General features: G+C 71.1%; 16 protein-coding genes. 4 read left to right on the top strand and 12 right to left on the bottom strand.

Annotated elements, in window-relative coordinates; genetic code table 11:
• Window positions 1–31: 31 nt before the first annotated feature.
• Window positions 32–283, bottom strand: a complete 252-nt coding sequence (locus OG361_RS32205) for a helix-turn-helix domain-containing protein (protein WP_384561227.1) — start codon at window positions 281–283, stop codon at window positions 32–34.
• Between the two features lie 32 nt (window positions 284–315).
• On the opposite strand from OG361_RS32205, the gene map reads away from it, so the two are divergent.
• Window positions 316–1,083, top strand: a complete 768-nt coding sequence (map, locus tag OG361_RS32200) for a type I methionyl aminopeptidase (protein ID WP_405859123.1) — start codon at window positions 316–318, stop codon at window positions 1,081–1,083.
• Between the two features lie 137 nt (window positions 1,084–1,220).
• Here map and ggt read toward each other — a convergent pair whose 3' ends face one another.
• Window positions 1,221–3,029, bottom strand: a complete 1,809-nt coding sequence (gene ggt, locus OG361_RS32195; protein WP_405859121.1) for a gamma-glutamyltransferase — start codon at window positions 3,027–3,029, stop codon at window positions 1,221–1,223.
• A 266-nt stretch (window positions 3,030–3,295) separates the two neighbouring features.
• Between ggt and OG361_RS32190 the strand changes: the two genes are divergently transcribed.
• Window positions 3,296–4,027, top strand: a complete 732-nt coding sequence (locus OG361_RS32190; protein ID WP_405859119.1) for a hypothetical protein — start codon at window positions 3,296–3,298, stop codon at window positions 4,025–4,027.
• On the opposite strand, the gene OG361_RS32185 is transcribed toward OG361_RS32190, so the two are convergent.
• On the bottom strand, window positions 3,978–5,285 hold the full coding sequence (locus tag OG361_RS32185) for a cytochrome P450 (RefSeq protein ID WP_405859117.1): 1,308 nt from the start codon (window positions 5,283–5,285) through the stop codon (window positions 3,978–3,980). The genes OG361_RS32190 and OG361_RS32185 overlap by 50 nt on opposite strands.
• Window positions 5,286–5,451: 166 nt before the next feature.
• Between OG361_RS32185 and OG361_RS32180 the strand changes: the two genes are divergently transcribed.
• On the top strand, window positions 5,452–6,732 hold the full coding sequence (locus OG361_RS32180; RefSeq protein ID WP_405859115.1) for a hypothetical protein: 1,281 nt from the start codon (window positions 5,452–5,454) through the stop codon (window positions 6,730–6,732).
• 99 nt (window positions 6,733–6,831) lie between these two features.
• Window positions 6,832–8,397, top strand: a complete 1,566-nt coding sequence (locus OG361_RS32175; protein ID WP_405859113.1) for an alpha/beta fold hydrolase — start codon at window positions 6,832–6,834, stop codon at window positions 8,395–8,397.
• A 37-nt stretch (window positions 8,398–8,434) separates the two neighbouring features.
• On the opposite strand, the gene OG361_RS32170 is transcribed toward OG361_RS32175, so the two are convergent.
• The 9 genes from OG361_RS32170 to OG361_RS32130 form a co-directional block, all read right to left on the bottom strand.
• Window positions 8,435–9,292, bottom strand: a complete 858-nt coding sequence (locus tag OG361_RS32170; RefSeq protein ID WP_405859111.1) for an amino acid ABC transporter permease — start codon at window positions 9,290–9,292, stop codon at window positions 8,435–8,437.
• Window positions 9,289–9,933 (bottom strand): amino acid ABC transporter permease, encoded by a 645-nt coding sequence (locus OG361_RS32165; protein WP_405859109.1) that lies wholly within the window; start codon window positions 9,931–9,933, stop codon window positions 9,289–9,291. Before OG361_RS32165 ends, OG361_RS32170 begins: the two co-directional genes overlap by 4 nt.
• An 18-nt stretch (window positions 9,934–9,951) precedes the next feature.
• Complete coding sequence (locus OG361_RS32160) at window positions 9,952–10,869, bottom strand: glutamate ABC transporter substrate-binding protein (RefSeq protein WP_405859107.1); 918 nt, start codon at window positions 10,867–10,869, stop codon at window positions 9,952–9,954.
• A gap of 14 nt (window positions 10,870–10,883) precedes the next feature.
• The gene (locus OG361_RS32155; protein ID WP_405859105.1) at window positions 10,884–11,630 is read right to left on the bottom strand and encodes an amino acid ABC transporter ATP-binding protein; all 747 of its coding nucleotides are present in this window, start codon (window positions 11,628–11,630) and stop codon (window positions 10,884–10,886) included.
• Between the two features lie 217 nt (window positions 11,631–11,847).
• Window positions 11,848–12,294, bottom strand: a complete 447-nt coding sequence (locus OG361_RS32150) for a DUF6278 family protein (RefSeq protein ID WP_405859103.1) — start codon at window positions 12,292–12,294, stop codon at window positions 11,848–11,850.
• 87 nt (window positions 12,295–12,381) lie between these two features.
• A complete protein-coding gene (locus OG361_RS32145) occupies window positions 12,382–13,161 on the bottom strand; it encodes an exodeoxyribonuclease III (RefSeq protein WP_405859101.1) in 780 nt (259 codons plus the stop codon).
• A gap of 39 nt (window positions 13,162–13,200) precedes the next feature.
• A complete protein-coding gene (locus tag OG361_RS32140) occupies window positions 13,201–13,833 on the bottom strand; it encodes an MBL fold metallo-hydrolase (protein ID WP_405859100.1) in 633 nt (210 codons plus the stop codon).
• Between the two features lie 10 nt (window positions 13,834–13,843).
• A complete protein-coding gene (locus OG361_RS32135; RefSeq protein WP_405859099.1) occupies window positions 13,844–15,103 on the bottom strand; it encodes an alpha/beta fold hydrolase in 1,260 nt (419 codons plus the stop codon).
• 160 nt (window positions 15,104–15,263) lie between these two features.
• Complete coding sequence (locus OG361_RS32130; protein WP_405862561.1) at window positions 15,264–17,480, bottom strand: M4 family metallopeptidase; 2,217 nt, start codon at window positions 17,478–17,480, stop codon at window positions 15,264–15,266.
• Between the last annotated feature and the right edge of the window lie 606 nt (window positions 17,481–18,086).

Genomic DNA, 18,086 nt, shown 5'->3' with positions numbered 1-18,086 from the left:
CGGGGCCCTCGGCGGAGCCCTCGGCGGCCCGTCAGACCGGGGCCGGCACGCAGAGCACCACGAGCTGGTCCATGGAGAGGTCGAGGACGCCGGCGAGGGCCGCGACGGTGAAGAAGGCCGGCGTCGGGGCCCGGCCGGTCTCGATCTTGCGGAGGGTCTCGGCGGACAGTCCGGCGGCCGCGGCGATCTCGACCATGGACCGCTCGCCGCGCGCCGCGCGCAGGAGGAGGCCCAGGCGCTCGCCGCGCTCGCGCTCTTCGGGGGTCAGGGGTGTACGCACCATGACGCCATTCTAATACCGGTATAGTAATTGGCATGGTGGAGATCAAGACGAACGAGTCCGTGGCGTCCATGCGCGAGGCGGGACGGGTGGTGGCCCGCGCCCTCGCGGCCGTACGGGAGAAGGCCGCGCCCGGTGTCACGCTGACGGAGCTGGACCGGGCGGCACGGGAGGTCCTGGCGGAGGCGGGTGCCGGTTCGCCCTTCCTGGACTACCACCCGGACTGGGCGCCCGTGCCCTTCCCCGCGGTCGTGTGCCTCTCCGTGAACGACGCGATCGTGCACGGCGTCCCGGACGGGACCCGGCTGGCCGACGGCGACCTGGTCTCCGCCGACTGCGGGGCGATCCTGGGCGGCTGGGCCGGCGACGCGGCCGTCAGCTTCACGGTCGGCCGTGCCCGGCCGGAGGACACACGGCTGATCGCCGCGGCGGAGGAGGCCCTGGAGGCGGGTATCGCGGCGGCGGTCGTCGGCAACCGCATCGGCGACATCGCGCACGCGATCGGCCGGGTCTGCCGCGACGCGGGATACGGCATCCCGGACGGCTTCGGCGGTCACGGCATCGGCCGCACCATGCACGAGGACCCGGGCGTCCCCAACGAGGGACGCCCGGGCCGGGGCATGAAGCTGCGGCACGGGATGGTGCTCGCGATCGAGCCGATGCTGATCGGGAGCGGCATCGACGACCACTACACGGCGCGGGACGGCTGGACCATCCGTACGCTCGACGGCTCGCGCGCGTCCCACGCCGAGCACACGGTCGCGATCACGGACGACGGCCCGCGGGTGCTCACGGCCCTGTAACCACCGGCCCGCGGGTGCTCACGGCCCTGTAACCACCGGCCCGCGGGTGCTCACGGCCCTGTAGCCACCGGGCCGCAGCCCCGCATGCCACCGGCCCGCGGGTGCTCACGGCCCTGCGGGAAGACCCCGCGTACGGGCTACCGTCCCGCCGGCCTGACGACCATCGCCGAGCCGCCGCCCCTGCGGACCCGCTCCGCGGCGGCCACCCAGCGACCGTCCGGCAGCCGCTGTACGCCCGTCGCCGCCCCGATCTCGGGGTTCTGCCGGAAGCCGTGCCCGATCCCCTCCAGCTCGGCCCTCAACGGGCTGTTCCACAGGGCGGGTTCGAGCTCGGTGGTGGCCTGGTTGCGCTGGCTGGCGCGAGGCGCGGCGATCGCGTCGACGAGCGGCAGGCCCCGGTCGACGACCCCCGTGAGGGTCTGCAGGACGGTCGTGATGATGGTCGCACCGCCCGGGGAGCCGAGCGCGAGGACGGGACGGTCGTGCCGGTCGAGGACGATCGTCGGGGAGATCGAGGAGCGCGGCCGCTTCCCGGGACCCGGCAGGTTCGGATCGTGCACGGCCGGGTTCGCGGGGGCGAAGGAGAAGTCGGTCAGCTCGTTGTTGAGCAGGAAGCCGCGGCCGGGCACGGTGATCCCGCTGCCGCCGGTGGACTCGATGGTCAGGGTGTAGGCGACGACGTTGCCCCACTTGTCGGCCGCCGTCAGGTGGGTGGTGTTCTCGCCCTCGTACGTGGTCGGGGCCGCGGTGCCGCCGCTTGCGCAGGGCGTCGGGTCGTTCGGGTCGCCGGGCGCGAGCGGGCTGGTCAGGACGGCGTCGTCGCGGATCAGGCAGGCTCGGGAGTCGGCGTACCGCTGGGAGAGCAGTCCGCGGGTCGGTACCGGCTCGAAGGCCGGGTCGCCGACCCAGCGGCCCCGGTCGGCGAAGGCGATCCGGCTGGCCTCGATGTACCGGTGCAGGTAGCCGGCCGGTGAGGCGGCGGCGAGGTCGGTGCCCTCCAGGATGTTGAGCGCCTCGCCGACGCTGGTGCCGCCGGAGGAGGACGGGGCCATGCCGTAGACGTCGAGCCCGCGGTACGCGACCTTGGTGGGCCTGCGGAGCTCGGTGCGGTACGCGGCGAGGTCGCGCTCCGTCAGGTCGCCGGGGCGGACGGTCCGGGTGGCGCCCTCGCGGACGGGGGGCGTGCGGACGGTGTTCACGATGTCCCGGGCGAGCGGCCCCCGGTAGAGGGCGCCGATGCCCTCGCGGCCGAGCGTCTCGTACGTGCGGGCCAGGCCGGGGTTCTTGAAGACCGAGCCGACCACCGGCAACTGGCCGCCGGGCAGGAAGAGTTCGGAGGTGGCCGGGAAGTCGCGGAACCGTGCCTCGTTGGCCGCGGTCTGGGCGCGGAAGGTCGGGTCGACGGTGAAGCCGTCGCGGGCGAGCCGCTCGGCGGGTTCGAGGAGGGTGGAGAGCCGCTTGCTGCCCCAGGCGTCGAGGGCGGTCCGCCAGGTCGCCGGGGTGCCGGGAGTGCCGACGCCGAGGCCGCTGGTCATGCCCTCCTCGAAGGGGATCGGCCTGCCGTTCTCCGTGAAGAGGCCGGCGTCGGCGGAGCGCGGCGCGGTCTCGCGGCCGTCGACGGTGTGGACCGTGCGGCTCTTCGCGTCGTAGTAGACGAAGTAGCCGCCGCCCCCGATGCCGGCGGAGTAGGGCTCGGTGACGCCGAGGGCGGCCGCGACGGCGACGGCGGCGTCCACGGCGTTGCCGCCCTTGCGGAGCACCTCGATGCCGGCGGCCGAGGCGTCGGCGTCGACGCTGGCGACGGCGCCTCCGTAGCCGACGGCGACGGGCTCCTTGACGGGTCCCGGCGGGGCGCTCGGCGGGGCCGCGGGCGGCGCGGCGCCCATCGAGAGCACCGTGGCCGCGACAGCGAGCACGGAGACCGTCCCAGCGGTGGATCGACGCATTCCCAACCTCCAGTCAATGACCGTCCGCGCAGCGTAACTTCCCCCGCCCCTTCCGTCAGGACCGCCTCGAACAGGAGGGCGGTTGAGCGCAAGGGGGTGTCTTGTCGATCAGGCCGGATCAGGGAGCGGCGTCTGGTGCCGTGGATCGCAAGGCGGAGGAGGGAGTCATGGCGGAGTCATGACGAGTGACGACAACGCGGCGAGGCGCGGTGCCAGACGCCGCGAGCCTGGCCTGATCGGCAAGACACCCCCTAACATGCGCGCCCATGAACGAAGACCTGCGCAACATCGTGCTCGGGGTCCTGGCGACCGGGGTCAGCGCCTCGTTCGGCTGGCTGGCCCGCACGTACCTCTGGCGGCGCGGGCTCCGCCGGAAGCAGGCGTTCTTCGGGCTGCCGGGGAACTCGGAGTGCCTGCTGGTGGTGAACAGGGAGTCGGGCGGCGAGCGTTCGGTGCACCGGTTCGACGTGTTCGCGCTGCTCGAACTCTCCGCGTTGATCAAGGACTGCGGGTCGCAGGCCCGGATCCTCTCGCACGACCAGGGGCACCAGGGCTTCGGTGACCGGACCGAGTTCTGCGTCGGCGGGCCCTACTCCAACCGGCGGATGGACGCTCATCTGGCCACGCTCCTGCCGGGGCTGACGGTCAACGTCGAGGTGGAGCCCGGGCCCGTGCGCGGCATGTTCCAGCTCGGCTCGGAGCGCTACCTCTCCGAGGTGGGCGTGTCCGAGTACGTGATCCTGGCCCGGCTCACCGCGGGCGAGGGCGGCCGGCCGGTCTTCCTCTTCTGCGGGCAGCGGGCCATCACCAACCAGGCGGCGACCCGCTATCTGGCGCGCCATCACGAGTCGTTGGCGCGCCGCTACCGCTCGGGCTCCTTCGTGCTGCTCCTGAAGGTGATCAACTCGCAGGCCTACGGGCCCGATGTGGTGGAGCTGGTCGCCGATGTCACGCGGGTGGCCCGGACGGCTCCCGAGGTCGCACCGGCAGCGCCTTGATCCCGTTGATGAAGTTGGAGACGAGGCGGCGGGGCGGTCCCGCGAGGGTCAGACCGTCGCAGGCCTCGCGCACCTCCTCGTAGAGCACGCGGAGTTGGAGCCGGGCGAAGTGGGCGCCTAGGCAGACGTGCGGGCCGTCGCCGAAGGAGACGTGCGGGTTCGGGTTCCGTCCGAGGTCGAGGCGGTGCGGCTCGGGGAAGACGCGCTCGTCGTGGTTGGCCGAGGCGTGGAAGACGACGACCTTGTCGCCCTCCCGGATCGCCCGGCCCGCGAGCACGGTGTCCCGGGCAGCCGTCCGGCGGAAGGAGAGCACGGGCGGGTGCACACGCAGGAGTTCGTCGACCGCCGTCTCCATGGCGACCTCTCCGCTCCACAACCTGCGCTGTTCGTAGGGGTGCTCGGCGAGGGCGAGGAGCCCGCCGGGGGCGGCGCTGCGGACGGTGTCGTTCCCGGCGACGGTCAGCAGGAAGAAGAACATCTCCAGTTCGGCGTCGGCGAGTTCCGAGGTGGCGAGCGAGGTCATCACGTCGTCGGCGGGGTGCGCGCGTTTGTGCGCGGCGAGCTCCTGGGCGTAGTCGAACATCTCGGCGAGCATCGCGGGTGACCGGGGGTTGACCGGCCGCCCCTCGGCGTCGAGGACGGGCGGCTCGTCGGGGTCCTGGTAGGCGATGACCCGTTCGGTCCAGGCGTGGAGCAGCCCCCGGTCGCTCGCGGGGACGCCGAGCAGGTCGGTGAGGTTGAGCAGGGCGTAGTCGTCGGTGACGGTCCGGACGAGGTCCACCTCGCCGCCGGCCGCGTCCGCCGCGGCGAGCGCCTCCGCGAGGAGTCCGCGGGCCCGTTCCCGCGCGGTGGCGGCGAACCGCTCGATCCGTCCGGGGGTGAAGGCCCGGCTGACGAGGCGCCTGAGACGCCCGTGGTCATTGGGGTCCCCCCTGTTCGAACGCGGTTGAGAGCTTGGGGAAGGGTCCTGATTGAGCATCATGCGCCGGATGAAGGGCAGGTCGGCGGGGTCGGGGTCCCGGATCTGCGTGGCGCCGAGGTGTGAGGAGTACGTACGGGAGTCCTTGAGCACCCGGACGACGTCGGCGTGCCGTGTGACGGCCCAGAAGCCTGGCCCTGCGGGCCATCCCAGGATCTCCGGCTCCTCCTGCCGGGCGACGGGCGCCCGGTCTCGCAGGACACGGAAGCGGTCGTGCGGGATGCCTGCCGCGTAGATCCGCGGGTCGAAGACGTCGGGTACGTCGCTCGCGTCCCCCACCGTGCCTCCCGTCAGGAGTAATCCGAGGATGATCCAGGGGTGTTCCAGGAGCGGTCCAGGGGTGAAGACGTTTCCATCATGACAGGTCAGGGGCGTTTTTCGTAGGACTGATCGCACACTTCGACGGCCTTGTCCGGACCCTCCCCCGGCTCCCAGAATCGCCGACATGAATCACTCCGAGAACGTCGATCACGATGCGGTGCTGCAGGCACGGACGATGCTGCTCGGGTCCGGCCGGCCGAGCCTGTCGCAGCAGGTCCAGGCGTACCGGGTGCTCGCACAGGTGAGCCCGGCGGCCTATCTGCCGAAGCTGGCCGGGGCGTTGGTCTCGTACGGGTACGAGGTCGGGGACCGGGGCGGCCTGGAAATGCGGCTCGCGCTGCACGCCGAGGCCGCGGACGCCGGACGGCGCATCGACGCCGGCGAACCGAACAGGACCGAGGTGCTCTGCCACGCCCTGGACGTGTACCAACGCACGCTGCTCACCGCCCGGCGGCGGGCGGAAGCGTTCGCGGTGGGCGAGGAGAAGGCGGAGGCCGGGCGGCTCGGCTTCGAGCGGGGCCAGGTGGCGAGTCCCGGGTACGGACAGGGACGACTGGCGCAGATGCTCGCGGAGGAGGGGCGCCATGCGGAGGCGGCGGACGTCTGCGGGAGGTACGCCCGATCGCGGCGGCCTGAGGTCTGCTTCTGGACCACGGTCGAGTGGGCGGCGGAGCTCGACGCCGCCGGGCGGCACGAGGAGGCCCTGGCCGCCTTCACGGAACTCGTGGACGACACCCGGAGCAAGGTGGAGGTCGACACCTCGCCGCTGGCCAACCTGGTGTGGGAGCTGGTCCACCGTTCCCGGATGTTCGACGCCGCCGGTCACCGGAGGGAGGCCGGGGCGGATCGGCAGGAGGCACTCCTGGTACTCGCCCGCCTGGCGGAGGCGGGCGAGCCCAAGGTCTGGAGCAACATCCTCACCTGGTGGGTGACCCTGTTCGCCCTGTCGGGCCGGGCGGCGGAGCCGGTCGGGTCCCGGGACGCACCCGTGCCGCCGTTCGGGGCCGACTACCTTCACTGGTCGCCCGACACGAGGGAGACCTACTTCGGCGACATCCCCGCTCTTGAGGCGGAGGTCGTCGAGCTGACCGAGGCGGGGCGCCTCGCCGAGGCGGTGGCCGCGCACCACCGGCTGGCCCGGCGCACCGCCGTGTCCCAGGAGAAGCGCACGTACCGGATCGAGGACCCGCTGCGTCCCCTCTTCGACGAAGGCGTGGCGCTCGCCCGCCGTCTCGACACCTCGGTGGAACCCGTGGGGGGCGGTGCCGAGTTGGCCCGCACGCTCACGGATCGCGCCATGTTCCTCGTCGCCGCCAAGCGGTACGAGGAGGCCCATGCGGACTTCGTGGAGGTCGTCGCCCTCCTCGACGGCGCCATCCGGCCACCAATCGTTACCCGCACGTAACTTACCGACCAGTTACCAGAGGTAAGGCGCTCCGGTTACCGTCGGGTCACTTTCACTGCCCCCCATCCCCCCAGCAGTGCCCCCAGTGAGGAGTGACCCGTGCGCACACCCGTGAGCCTCGCCGTCTCGGCCGCTCTCGTGGCCGGGACGGCCCTCGGGCTCGCCCCCGCCGCCCAGGCCGGTGAGACCGGAACGAGCACGGCCGCCGGCATCCGCTTCGTCGACATCGCCGGGGAGGGCGGCACCGTCCTCAAGGCGAACGTCGTCACCCCCGCCGGGGCCGGCGGCTCCGCCCGCCTCCCCCTGGTCGTGCTGCCCACCAGCTGGGCCATGCCCCAGATCGAGTACCTGGCCCAGGCCCAGAAGCTCGCCGATTCCGGTTACGTCGTGGTGAGTTACAACTCGCGCGGCTTCTGGCAGTCCGGCGGCGAGATAGAGACCGCCGGCCCGAAGGACATAGCCGACGCCTCGAAGGTGATCGACTGGGCCCTCGCCAACACGCCCGCCGACCCCGCGCACGTGGGCATGGCGGGGGTCTCCTACGGCGCCGGGATCAGCCTGCTCGCCGCCGCGCACGACTCCCGGATCAAGGCCGTCGCCGCGCTGAGCGGCTGGGCCGACCTCATCGACTCCATCTACAGCGGCCGCACCCAGCACCTCCAGGCCGCCGCGCTGCTCGGTGGCGCCGGATATCTCACCGGGCGTCCCGGACCCGAACTCCAGGAGATCCTGGGCGACTTCCTCTCGTCGAACCTCGACAAGGAGGACGAGATGATCGCCTGGGGCCGCGAGCGGTCCCCGCTCACCTACCTGGACCGGATCAACGCCAACGGTGCCGCGATCATGATGGGCAACGCCTGGGGCGACACCATCTTCCCGCCGAACCAGTACGCGAGCTTCTACGAGAAGCTCACCGGCCCGAAGCGGCTGGAGTTCCGGCCCGGCGACCACGCCACCGCCGAGGCCACCGGCATCCTCGGGCTCCCCAACGACACCTGGACCAACGCCCACCGCTGGTTCGACCGCCACCTCAAGGGCGTCGACAACGGCATCGACCGCGAGCAGCCCGTCCAGCTCAAGTCCCGCTCCGCCGACGGCTACGAGGGCTACCCCGACTGGAAGTCCGTCCACGCCAACCAGCGGAAGTTCGCCCTCGCCGACACGGAGCACCTCTGGGCGAACGTCGACTCCGGCGCCAACGGCGGCATCACCCTGCTCACCAATCTCCTGGACCAGCTCTTCCGCACCCCGCCCACCGTCTCCGTCCCGCTGCTCCCCCGCGCCTTCGCCGGCGTCTGGCAGTCCGAGCGGTACGACACCCCGCAGCGGGTGCGCGGCACGGCCAAGGTGCACACCACGGTCACCTCCACGAAGGAGAGCGGCACCTTCGTCGCGTACCTCTACGACGTGGGCCCGCTCGGCATCGGCAAGCTGGTCAGCAACGCCCCGTACACCTTCCACGGCAAGGCGCCGGGGAAGCCGTTCGCCGTCGATCTGGAGCTGTTCTCCACGGCGTACGACGTACCCGCCGGACACCGGCTCGCCCTGGTCGTCGACACCGTCGACCCGCTCTACATCGAGCACAACCCGACCGGCGCGCAGCTGACCTTCTCCTCCCCTTCGGCCGACCCGTCGTACGTGTCGGTACCGCTGCGGGAGAAGTGATCACCGGCTGCTGCCGGGCGGGAGGGCTTCACAGCAGCTACTGCGCTCCCGGCAGCAGCGTCCCGGGGTCGGCCGGCGCGACGTCCACGGCCTTCGTCTTCGGGCTGCGGCGCTCTCGGCGGGCCACCCAGGTGGCGAACCAGGAGAGCAGCATGCACATCCCGATGTAGATCGGTGAGATGACCAGCACGACGGGGATGAACGGCAGGTCGTAGTCGAGGTTCGACGCGATCAGTTTCCCCGCGTGCAGGAACTCCTCGTAGGTGATGAGGAAGCCGAGCGAGGTGTCCTTGAGGGCGACCACCAGCTGGCTGATGATGGCCGGCAGCATCGCCCGGACCGCCTGCGGCGCGAGGACGTAGGTCATCACCTGCGTCTTGCGCATGCCGAGCGCGTACGCGGCCTCGCCCTGACCGCGCGCGACGGAGTGGATCCCGGTGCGGAGGACCTCGGCGAGCACCGAGCCGTTGTAGAGGGTCAGTCCGGCGACGAGCGCGGGCAGCGGCTGCACCTTCAGCGCCACGAAGATGAAGAAGATCATCACGAGGACGGGCATCGCGCGGAAGAACTCGATGAGCAGGGTCGAGATCCACCGCAGCGGGCGGCGCTCGGAGAGCCGGCCGGTGGCGAGGACCGCGCCGAGCGCGAGCGAGAGCACCGCTGCGTAGGCGAAGGCCTTGAGGGTGTTGCCGAGCCCTTCGAGGAGCAGCTCCTGGATGCCCTCGTAGGCGAAGGGCGACCACTTGGTGGAGGTGAACTGCTCGGTGTCGAAGAGGAGATAGAGGAACCAGCCGACCAGCGCGAGGATCACGACGGTGGACGCGAGGCCGTAGAGGAGGTGCCGTCGCCGGGCGTGCGGCCCGGGGATGTCGTAGAGGGCGGTGGACTCGGTCATCGGGCGACTCCCCAGCGCTTCTCCATGACGTGGAAGAGGGCGCTGATGGTGAGGGTGATGATCAGGTATCCGGCGGCGATCCAGACGAAGGTCCAGACGATGTTGTAGCCGAGCTCGCTCAAGGTCTTGTAGGTGCCCAGGAGTTCGGTGACGCTGAACGCCCCGGCGATCGCCGAGTTCTTGGCGAGGGCGATCAGGGTGGAGCCGATGGGCGGGATGACCGTGCGGAAGGCCTGCGGCAGGACGACCGTGCCGAGGGTCTGGGAGAACGTCATCCCCAGGCTGCGGGCCGCCTCCCCCTGGCCGCGCGGCACGGTGTTGATGCCGGAGCGCAGGACCTCGCAGATGAAGGCCGAGGTGTAGCAGCCGAGCGCGAGGACCGCGAACACCTCGAAGGGCAGGACGAGTCCGAACCGGGGCAGACCCAGCATGACCGCGAAGAAGAGCAGGGTCAGCGGGGTGTTGCGCAGGACCGTGACCCAGACCGTGCCGAAGACCCGGAAGGAGCCCACGGGCGCGACCCGGAAGGACGCCATGACGAAGCCCAGCACGAGGGCCAACACCGATGAGTAGACGGTGAGTTCGACGGTGCCGAAGAAGCCCTCGGCATAGAGGGAGAAGTTGTCGGTCAGGACGTCCATGTCGGGAGGCTCCTCCGGTCAGCTCGCCGGGTAGCGGTCGATGGCGGGCGGCGTCGGGGCGGGGACTCCGGAGAGTCCGAGGGTGGCGTCGTAGGCCTTCTTCCAGTCGCCGTTCCTCTCGTGGGCGGCGATGGCGTCGTCGAGGGCGAAGCGCAGCGCGTCGTCCCCGTGCGGGACGCCGACGCCGTACGGCTCCTTCGAGAACGGCTTGCCGACGACCTTGAGTTCGTCGGGGACCTTGGCGGCGTACCCCATGAGGATCGTGTCGTCGGTGGTGACCGCGTCGACCTGGTAGGTCAGCAGGTTGTCCACGCAGACGGAGTACGTGTCGTAGGCGACGAGTTCGGCCTCGGGGTAGTCCTTCTCGATCCGCTGGTACGGGGTGGACCCGGCGGCCGAGCAGACCCGCTTGCCGTCCAGGTCCTGCGGTCCCGCGATGTCGTTCTCGTCGGTGCGCACCAGGAGGGACTGGCCCGCCTGGTAGTAGGGTCCGGCGAAGCCGACGAGCTTCTTGCGGTTGTCGTTGATGGTGTAGGTGCCGACGTAGTAGTCGATCTGGCCGTTCTGCAGGGCGGTCTCGCGGTTGGCCGAGGCGATCGTGCGGAAGTCGATGCCGGCCGGATCGAAGCCGAGGGAGGCCGCCATCATCTTGGCGATCTCGATGTCGAAGCCGGAGTAGCGGCCGGTGGCGGGGTCCTTCTCGCCCATGTAGGGCTGGTCCTCCTTGGCGCCGACGACGAGACGGCCGCGCTTCTTCGCCCGGTTCCAGGTGCCCGAGTCGGGCAGGGTGAAGCCCGACTGGACCTGGTAGACGGGGAGTTGGTCGGGCTGGGGGCCCTTGACCGGGGGGCTGCCCTCCTTGCCGCAGCCGCCGAGCGGCGCCGTCGCGGCGAGCAGCAGGGCGAGGGCGGCCAGGGTCCGGCGCGTGCGCTGCATGGTTCCCACCCCGGTCAGTGCTTGAGGATCTTGGAGAGGAAGTCCTTGGCGCGCTCGCTGCGCGGACTCGTGAAGAACTCCTCCGGCGTGCGGTCCTCGACGATCCGTCCGTCGGCCATGAAGACGACCCGGTTGGCCGCGGAGCGGGCGAAGCCCATCTCGTGGGTGACGACCACCATCGTCATGCCGTCCCGGGCGAGTTGCTGCATGACCTCGAGGACCTCGTTGATCATCTCGGGGTCGAGGGCGGAGGTCGGCTCGTCGAAGAGGAGCGCCTTGGGGTCCATGGCGAGGGCGCGGGCGATGGCCACGCGCTGCTGCTGGCCGCCGGAGAGCTGGGCCGGGTACTTCTCGGCGTGTGCGGCGAGTCCGACCCGGTCGAGGAGTTCGCGCGAACGCCGGTCGGCCTCCTCCTTCTTGCGCTTGCGGACCTTGATCTGCGCGAGGGAGACGTTCGCGAGGACGGTCTTGTGCGCGAAGAGGTTGAAGGACTGGAAGACCATGCCGACCTCGGCCCGGAGCCGGGCCAGCGCCTTGCCCTCGCCGGGGAGGGGCTGCCCGTCGATGACGATCTCGCCCGACTCGACGTTCTCCAGCCGGTTCATCGCCCGGCAGAGGGTGGACTTGCCGGAGCCGGAGGGGCCGATGACGACGACCACCTCGCCACGGCCGACGGTGAGATCCACGTTCTGGAGGACATGCAGCGCGCCGTAGTGCTTGTTGACGCCACGCAGTTCGATCAGCGGATCGACGACGGCCATACGCTGCCCTGCCCCGTTTCTCAGCGGTGTCGCGGTCAGCGCAAACTATCCACCAGAAAAAGGGACTTCACGGCCGACACGCATGAAACGGGAATAAGCCGTATTTACTGCAAAAGGGTGGCGTGGAGTGGAGCCGGAAGGGGGTTCCGGCGGGGTCGATGCGGGGGTTGGTACGGGGTCGGTGCGGGATCGGTGTGGGGTCCGCGCGGGCGCCCGCTCAGTACTCCGCCGCCTCCGCGTACACCTGGTAGAGCTCCGGCGCACCCGTCATCGCCCAGTCGATACCGGCCTCGACGACCTGGATCTCCCGGCCGGATGCGAGCCGCACCACCGGACTGCCACCGGGCCACACCTGCCACCGGGCCCCGGGGACGTTCCGGACGATCACGGTGCCGAGGTAGAGACCGGCGTCGTTGCCGACCCAGGGCAGCTCCTCCGGGTCGTCCCGCCAGCGGGGCGGCAGCTGGTCCAGCTCCTGGAGGGAGCGCGGGCTGTCGTCGAGCGCCACCCCGGCCTGTTCGACGCGGGCGCGGAGCAGCTCGCACTCGGAGAGCAGCTCCCCCACTCCCTCGGGGTCGCGGTCGAAGGCCGTGGCCAGCGGTGAGCCGGCGTCGTCCTCGGGCTCGTGACGCTTGCGCCAGTTGTCCAGAAACGGGATGTTCATCCGAACAGCGTCGCACCGTCACCCACGGGTCGACCACCCGGCGCGCGGAGATCATCTCGGCGTGCCGGGCCTCGCCCCGGGCGGTTTCTAGACGTCGAGGTCGACCACGACGGGCGCGTGGTCCGAGGCGCCCTTGCCCTTGCGCTCCTCGCGGTCCACGTAGCTGTCCGAGACGGCCTCGGCGAAGGGCTTGTTCCCGTAGACCAGGTCGATGCGCATGCCCTTGTTCTTCGGGAAGCGGAGCTGGCGGTAGTCCCAGTACGTGTAGGGGTGGTCGTACTTGAGGGGGCGCGGGACCACGTCGCCGAGACCGGCCTCGCGCAGGCCCGCGAGGGCGGCCCGCTCCGGCTCCGTGACGTGCGTGGCGCCCTCGAAGACGGCGATGTCCCAGACGTCCTCGTCGGTCGGGGCGATGTTGTAGTCGCCGAGGACGGCGAAGGGCCGCTCCCCCGCCGCGTCCTCCGCGACGGCCGCCTTGAGCGCCTCCAGCCAGCGCAGCTTGTACGCGTAGTGCTCGTGGACGACCTCGCGGCCGTTCGGCACGTAGACCGACCAGACGCGGACCGGGCCGCAGGTCGCGGAGATGGCCCGCGGCTCCTGCACTCCCTCGTACTCGGGGCCACCGGGCAGCCCCGTGACCACGTCCGCGAGGCCGACCCGGGAGACCAGGGCGACGCCGTTCCACCGTCCGGTGGCGTTGACCGCCGACTCGTACCCCAGGGCGCGCAGCTCCTCGGTGGGGAACTGCTCGGCGGTGCACTTGGTCTCCTGGATGCACAGCACGTCCGTGCCGCTGCTCTCCAGCCAGGCAAGGAGTCGGGGCAGCCGGGCGGTGATCGAATTGACGTTCCAGGTGGCGATGCGCATGGGCGCAAGCCTACTGGCGGGGTGTGACAGTCGGCGGATTCAGAGCTCGGCGGACGCGCCCGGCGCGAGGCGGGCGTGGTCGGTGCCGCCGAGGGCGCCGATCTGACGGTCGTAGATCGGCCGGGCCAGGTCGGTGAGGAGGGCGTCGTGGATGTCGTACGCCCGGCGCGGCTTCACCTCGCGTACGTAGTCGATGACCTCGGAGATCTTGTTCCAGGGGGCCATGACCGGCAGCAGCAGGGTGTCGACCGGCCGGTCCGGGACGGTGAGCGCGTCGCCGGGGTGGAAGACGGCTCCGTCGACGAGGTAGCCCACGTTGGTGATGCGCGGGATGTCCGGGTGGATCACCGCGTGCAGCTCGCCGTGGACCTGGACGTCGAAGCCGGCCGCGGTGAAGGTGTCACCGTGGCCGACGGTGTGCACACGGCCGGGGAAGGCCGCCGAGAGCTGTGCGGCGACGCTCCGCAGCGTCCAGATCTCGGCGGCCGGGTTGGCGTCCAGGGCCGCGCGCAGCCGGCCCTCGTCGAAGTGGTCCGGGTGCTCGTGGGTGACGAGCAGGGCGTCGGCCCCGAGGGCCGCGTCCTCCTCGGTGAAATTCCCCGGGTCGAGGACGAGCGTCCGCCCGTCCTTCTCCAGCCGGACGCAGGAGTGGGACTTCTTCGTCAGCTTCACGCGGCCCAGATTACGCGGGAGGGGTCGTCTCCTCCTGGATGACGCGGGTGACCACGCGCAGGGCGGTCTCGGCGGCCGGGAGGCCGCAGTAGACGCCCGTGTGGAGCACGATCTCGCGGAGCTCGTCGGGCGACAGGCCGTTGCGGAGGGCGGCGCGGGTGTGGTCGGCGAGGGCCTCCCGGTGGCCTCCGGCGATGAGGGCCGTGAGGGTGACGACGCTGCGGGTGCGCCGGTCGAGGCCCTCGCGGCTCCAGACCTCCCCCCAGGCGTACCGGGTGAGGAGCTCCTGGAAGGGGCTGTCGGGGTCGTCGGCGAGGGCCTGGTCCACGTGGGCGTCGCCGAGGACCTCGCGGCGCAGGCCGAGACCCGTCTCGTACGGGTCGGGGCGGCCGGCCTCGGCGGGCTCGGCGGCCGGGGCCGCGGGGGCGGGCTCGGCGGCGGGGTCCGTCACCGCCGGCAGCGGCGGCACGGTCAGGGTGCCGCCGGCCTCCTGCGCGGTGCCCGCGAAGTGCTCGGTGAGCAGGTCCGTGACGGCGGCGGGCTGCTCGACGGGGGCGAGGTGCGAGGCGCCGGGCACGACGGCGAGCCGGGCGTCGGCGATGCCGGCGACCAGGGTGCGGGCCTCGGCGGGGCCGGTGACCTGGTCCTCGGAGCCGACGAGGACCAGGGCGGGGATGCCGATCCGGCCGAGGGCCTCGCGGACGTCGAAGACCGCGAGGGCCTCGCAGGCGGCGACGTAGCAGGCGGGGTCGGTCGTCCGGACCATCTGCACGGCCCAGTCGACGATGGCGGGCTGCGCTCCGGCGAAGAGCGGCGTGAACCACTGCTCGGGCGCGGCGCGGGCCATCGGCTCCAGTCCGTTGGCACGGACGATGACACCGCGCTGCCGGAACTCGTCGGCGCTGCCGAACCGGGGCGAGGTGGCGACCAGGGCGAGCGAGGCGACCCGGTGGGGTGCGCGCAGGGCCAGGTCGAGGCCGACCGCGCCGCCGAGGGAGCAGCCCGCGTAGCCGAACCGCTCGACGCCGAGCACGTCGAGGGTGGCGAGGAGCCGGTCCCCGAGCTCGGCGACGGAGGTGAAGGGCTGGGCGGGGGCGCCGCCGTGACCGGGCAGGTCGAAGCGGACGACCCGCCACTCGCGGGTGAGCTCGGGTATCTGCCGGTCCCACATGTGCCAGGTGGTACCCAGGGATGGCCCTATGACCAGGACCGGAGCGTCTTCTCGCCCGTCTACGCGGTATTGCAGGGTGTTCGTCGATGTCTCACTCACCCGCAAGACCCTCTCATCTCTCACGGAACCCCCTGTGGTCGGGGCCCACGACGTTCATGGGTACCACAACTGCTCCGCCGCCCACCGAGGCGGCGGGCGGCGGAGCAGTCGGGTGTGATGGATCGGTGTCACCGGTCGGCGGGCCGGTGGTCGCCGTGGATCAGAAGGTCAGCTTCCAGCTGTCGATGTAGCCGGTGTCGACTCCGAACATGTCCTGGACCTTGAGCTTCCAGGTGCCGTTGGCGACCTCGCTGGAGGCGTTCACCGTGTAGGCGTCGATCACGTTGGCGTCCCCGTCGTCGAGGTCGGAGTCCTTCAGGCGATACAGCGTGCCGTCGGGGGCGACCAGGTCGATGACCAGATCACCGCGCCACATGTGCTTGATGTCGACGCCCACCTTGAGCTTCTTCGGCGCATTGCCGCTCTGGCCTATGACGTTGATGTCGGAGAACACCGCGGCGCCCCCGTCGGGGATGGTTACGTCGGTGATGTTCTCGAAGGTGGTGATCACGCTGGCGACGTTCCAGGTGAACGTGGCGGTGGAGGAGGCGCCGGTGGAGTCGGTGACCGTGACGGTGACGTTGCTGGTGCCCAGCGTGGTCGGGGTGCCGGAGATCAGGCCGGTGGAGGCGTTGATCGACAGGCCGGCGGACAGGCCGGTGGCGGTGTAGGTCAGCGCGCCGGGGTTGGTGCTGCCGGCCTGGATCTGCAGGCTCGTGGCGGCGTTGACCAGGGCGGTCTGGCTGCCCGGGTTGGTGACCGTCACGCCCTGGGCGGTGCGGGGGCCGACGTTGATGCCGGCCCAGGCGTTGGCGGCGTTGAGGTAGGTGGTGCTGTTCAGGCCGTACAGGTCGGCGGCGGCGTTCAGCGTCGCGGTGCGGGCACCGGCGTACCTGGTGACGGAGGTCATGTAGGTGGTGAGCGCCCGGTACCAGATCTTGGCGGCGGCGTCGCGGCCGATCGCGGTGACCGGAAGTCCGTCGGAGGTCGGGGAGTCGTAGCTCACACCGTTGATCGTCTTGGCGCCGCTGCCCTCGGAGGCCAGGTAGAACCAGTGGTTGGCCGGCCCGGAGGAGTAGTGGACGTCGATGTAGCCGATGCCGGAGTACCAGTAGTCCTCGGAGCCGCCGTCCTTGCTCGGCTTGTCCATGTAACGCAGCGGGGTGCCGTCGCCGTTGATGTCGATCTTCTCGCCGACCAGGTAGTCACCGGCGTCGTCGGGGTTGTTCGCCCAGAACTCCACCGCGGCGGCGAAGATGTCGGAGGTGGCCTCGTTCAGGCCGCCGGACTCGCCGCTGTAGACGAGGTTGGCGGTGCTGGCGGTCAGGCCGTGCGTCATCTCGTGGGCGCCGACGTCGATCGAGGTCAGCGGCTTGGCGTTGTTCTCGCCGTCGCCGTAGGTCATGCAGAAGCAGCCGTCGGACCAGAAGGCGTTGACGTACGCGTTGCCGAAGTGGACCCGGGAGTAGGCGGCCACACCGTCGTTGCGGATGCCGTTGCGGGCGTGCACGTTCTTGTAGTAATCCCAGGTCAGCTGGGCACCGTAATGCGCGTCCACGCCGGCGGTCTGGGCGTTGGAGGGGGATCCGTTGCCCCAGACGTCGTCGGCGTCGGTGAACAGCGTGCCGGTGCCCGAGGTGCCGCCGCCGAGGTTGTAGGTCTTGTTGCCGCCGCGGCTGGGGTCGTTCAGCTGGTACGTCGAGCCGGACAGCGAGGTGCCGATGTTCACCGTGCCGCTGTACGAACTGTTGCCGGTGCCGGTGTGCACCCCCTGGTACTCGAAGAGCTTGGCACCGGTGGTGGCGTCGGTGATCACGTGCAGCTCGGAAGGGGTGCCGTCGTGCTGCACCCCGCCGACCACGGACTCCCAGGCCAGCACCGGCTTGCCGGAGCCGGCCCAGACGACCTTGCGCACCGACTCCGCGGTCGGGGCCTTGACGCCCCCGGCCTTGGCCCGGCCCAGCGCGACGGCCTTCGCCGACTCGGCGCTCTTGGTTGCGGCGGTGGAGGCGACGGTGATGGCGGCCTTGGTGGCCTTGGTGACGCTCTTGACCGTGCCGTTGGCGGCGGTGTGGACCACCAGGTCGCCGCCGAGGACCGGCAGGCCGGCGAAGGTGCGCTCGTAACGGGTGTGCACGCTGCCGTCGGCGTCCTTGGTCACCGAGCGGGGCAGCAACGCCTCCTGCCCGCCCAGACCCAGGGCCTTGGCGGTGACGGCCCGTTCGGCGTGGGCGTCGGCCAGCAGCGCGGCGCGCTCGGCCGGGCTGAGCTGGAGCGGCAGCGCGCCGGAACGGGCCTGCGCCGAGGGCGCCGCCTGGGCCTGGGCCGGGGTGCCGGCGCTGGCGCTGGCGTTGCCGGGGAGCGCGACGGCGACCATCGCGGCACCGGCGAGTAACGCGCCCGCGGCGAGGACCTTAGGTGGGATGAAACTCAACGGAACTCCTTCTGCGGCAGCCGAAGGTCTCGGCCGGTGACAGCCGGCTGCATGGGGTTGTGAGCCGACCGTTAGAGCTGTGAAGCGGGTAACCCCCGGGATTCCCCAGGAGTTGATGCCGTTGCACATGCGCGTTAAGCGCACAAGAACTGACGTGAGATTGCCAGAACTGACCCGCGCATGTCACTAGCGCGCAGGATAGTCAATCAACACGCAGCATCCGGAGGGCATCAACGAGCCCCGGGGGAGCGGCCGTTCGCCCCGATCGAGCACACGACCACGCCATGCCGCGCTCGGAGACAACGACCGACGAGGCCCATTACCTTCTCGATGGCTCCGCAACGAGGCCCCCAGCCAACGGAGTTGGCTGAATTCCTCCTCCTGTCGATCGCACGCCCCCGGGGGTGCACGGCTCCGGAGGCATCGCCAGGCCGCCGATCAGGGGCATGACCACCGGCTTGTCCGCAGGTATCGATGTCGGCAACGGCAGTTCGTTCCTGCGCGCTAGTGACATGAACGGGTCAGTTCTGCCAATCTTGCGCCCGTTCC

It is taken from the genome of Streptomyces sp. NBC_00090, from assembly GCF_045160815.1.
Classification (GTDB): Bacteria; Actinomycetota; Actinomycetes; order Streptomycetales; family Streptomycetaceae; genus Streptomyces.
This window is presented reverse-complemented; position numbering and strand designations above follow the sequence as displayed.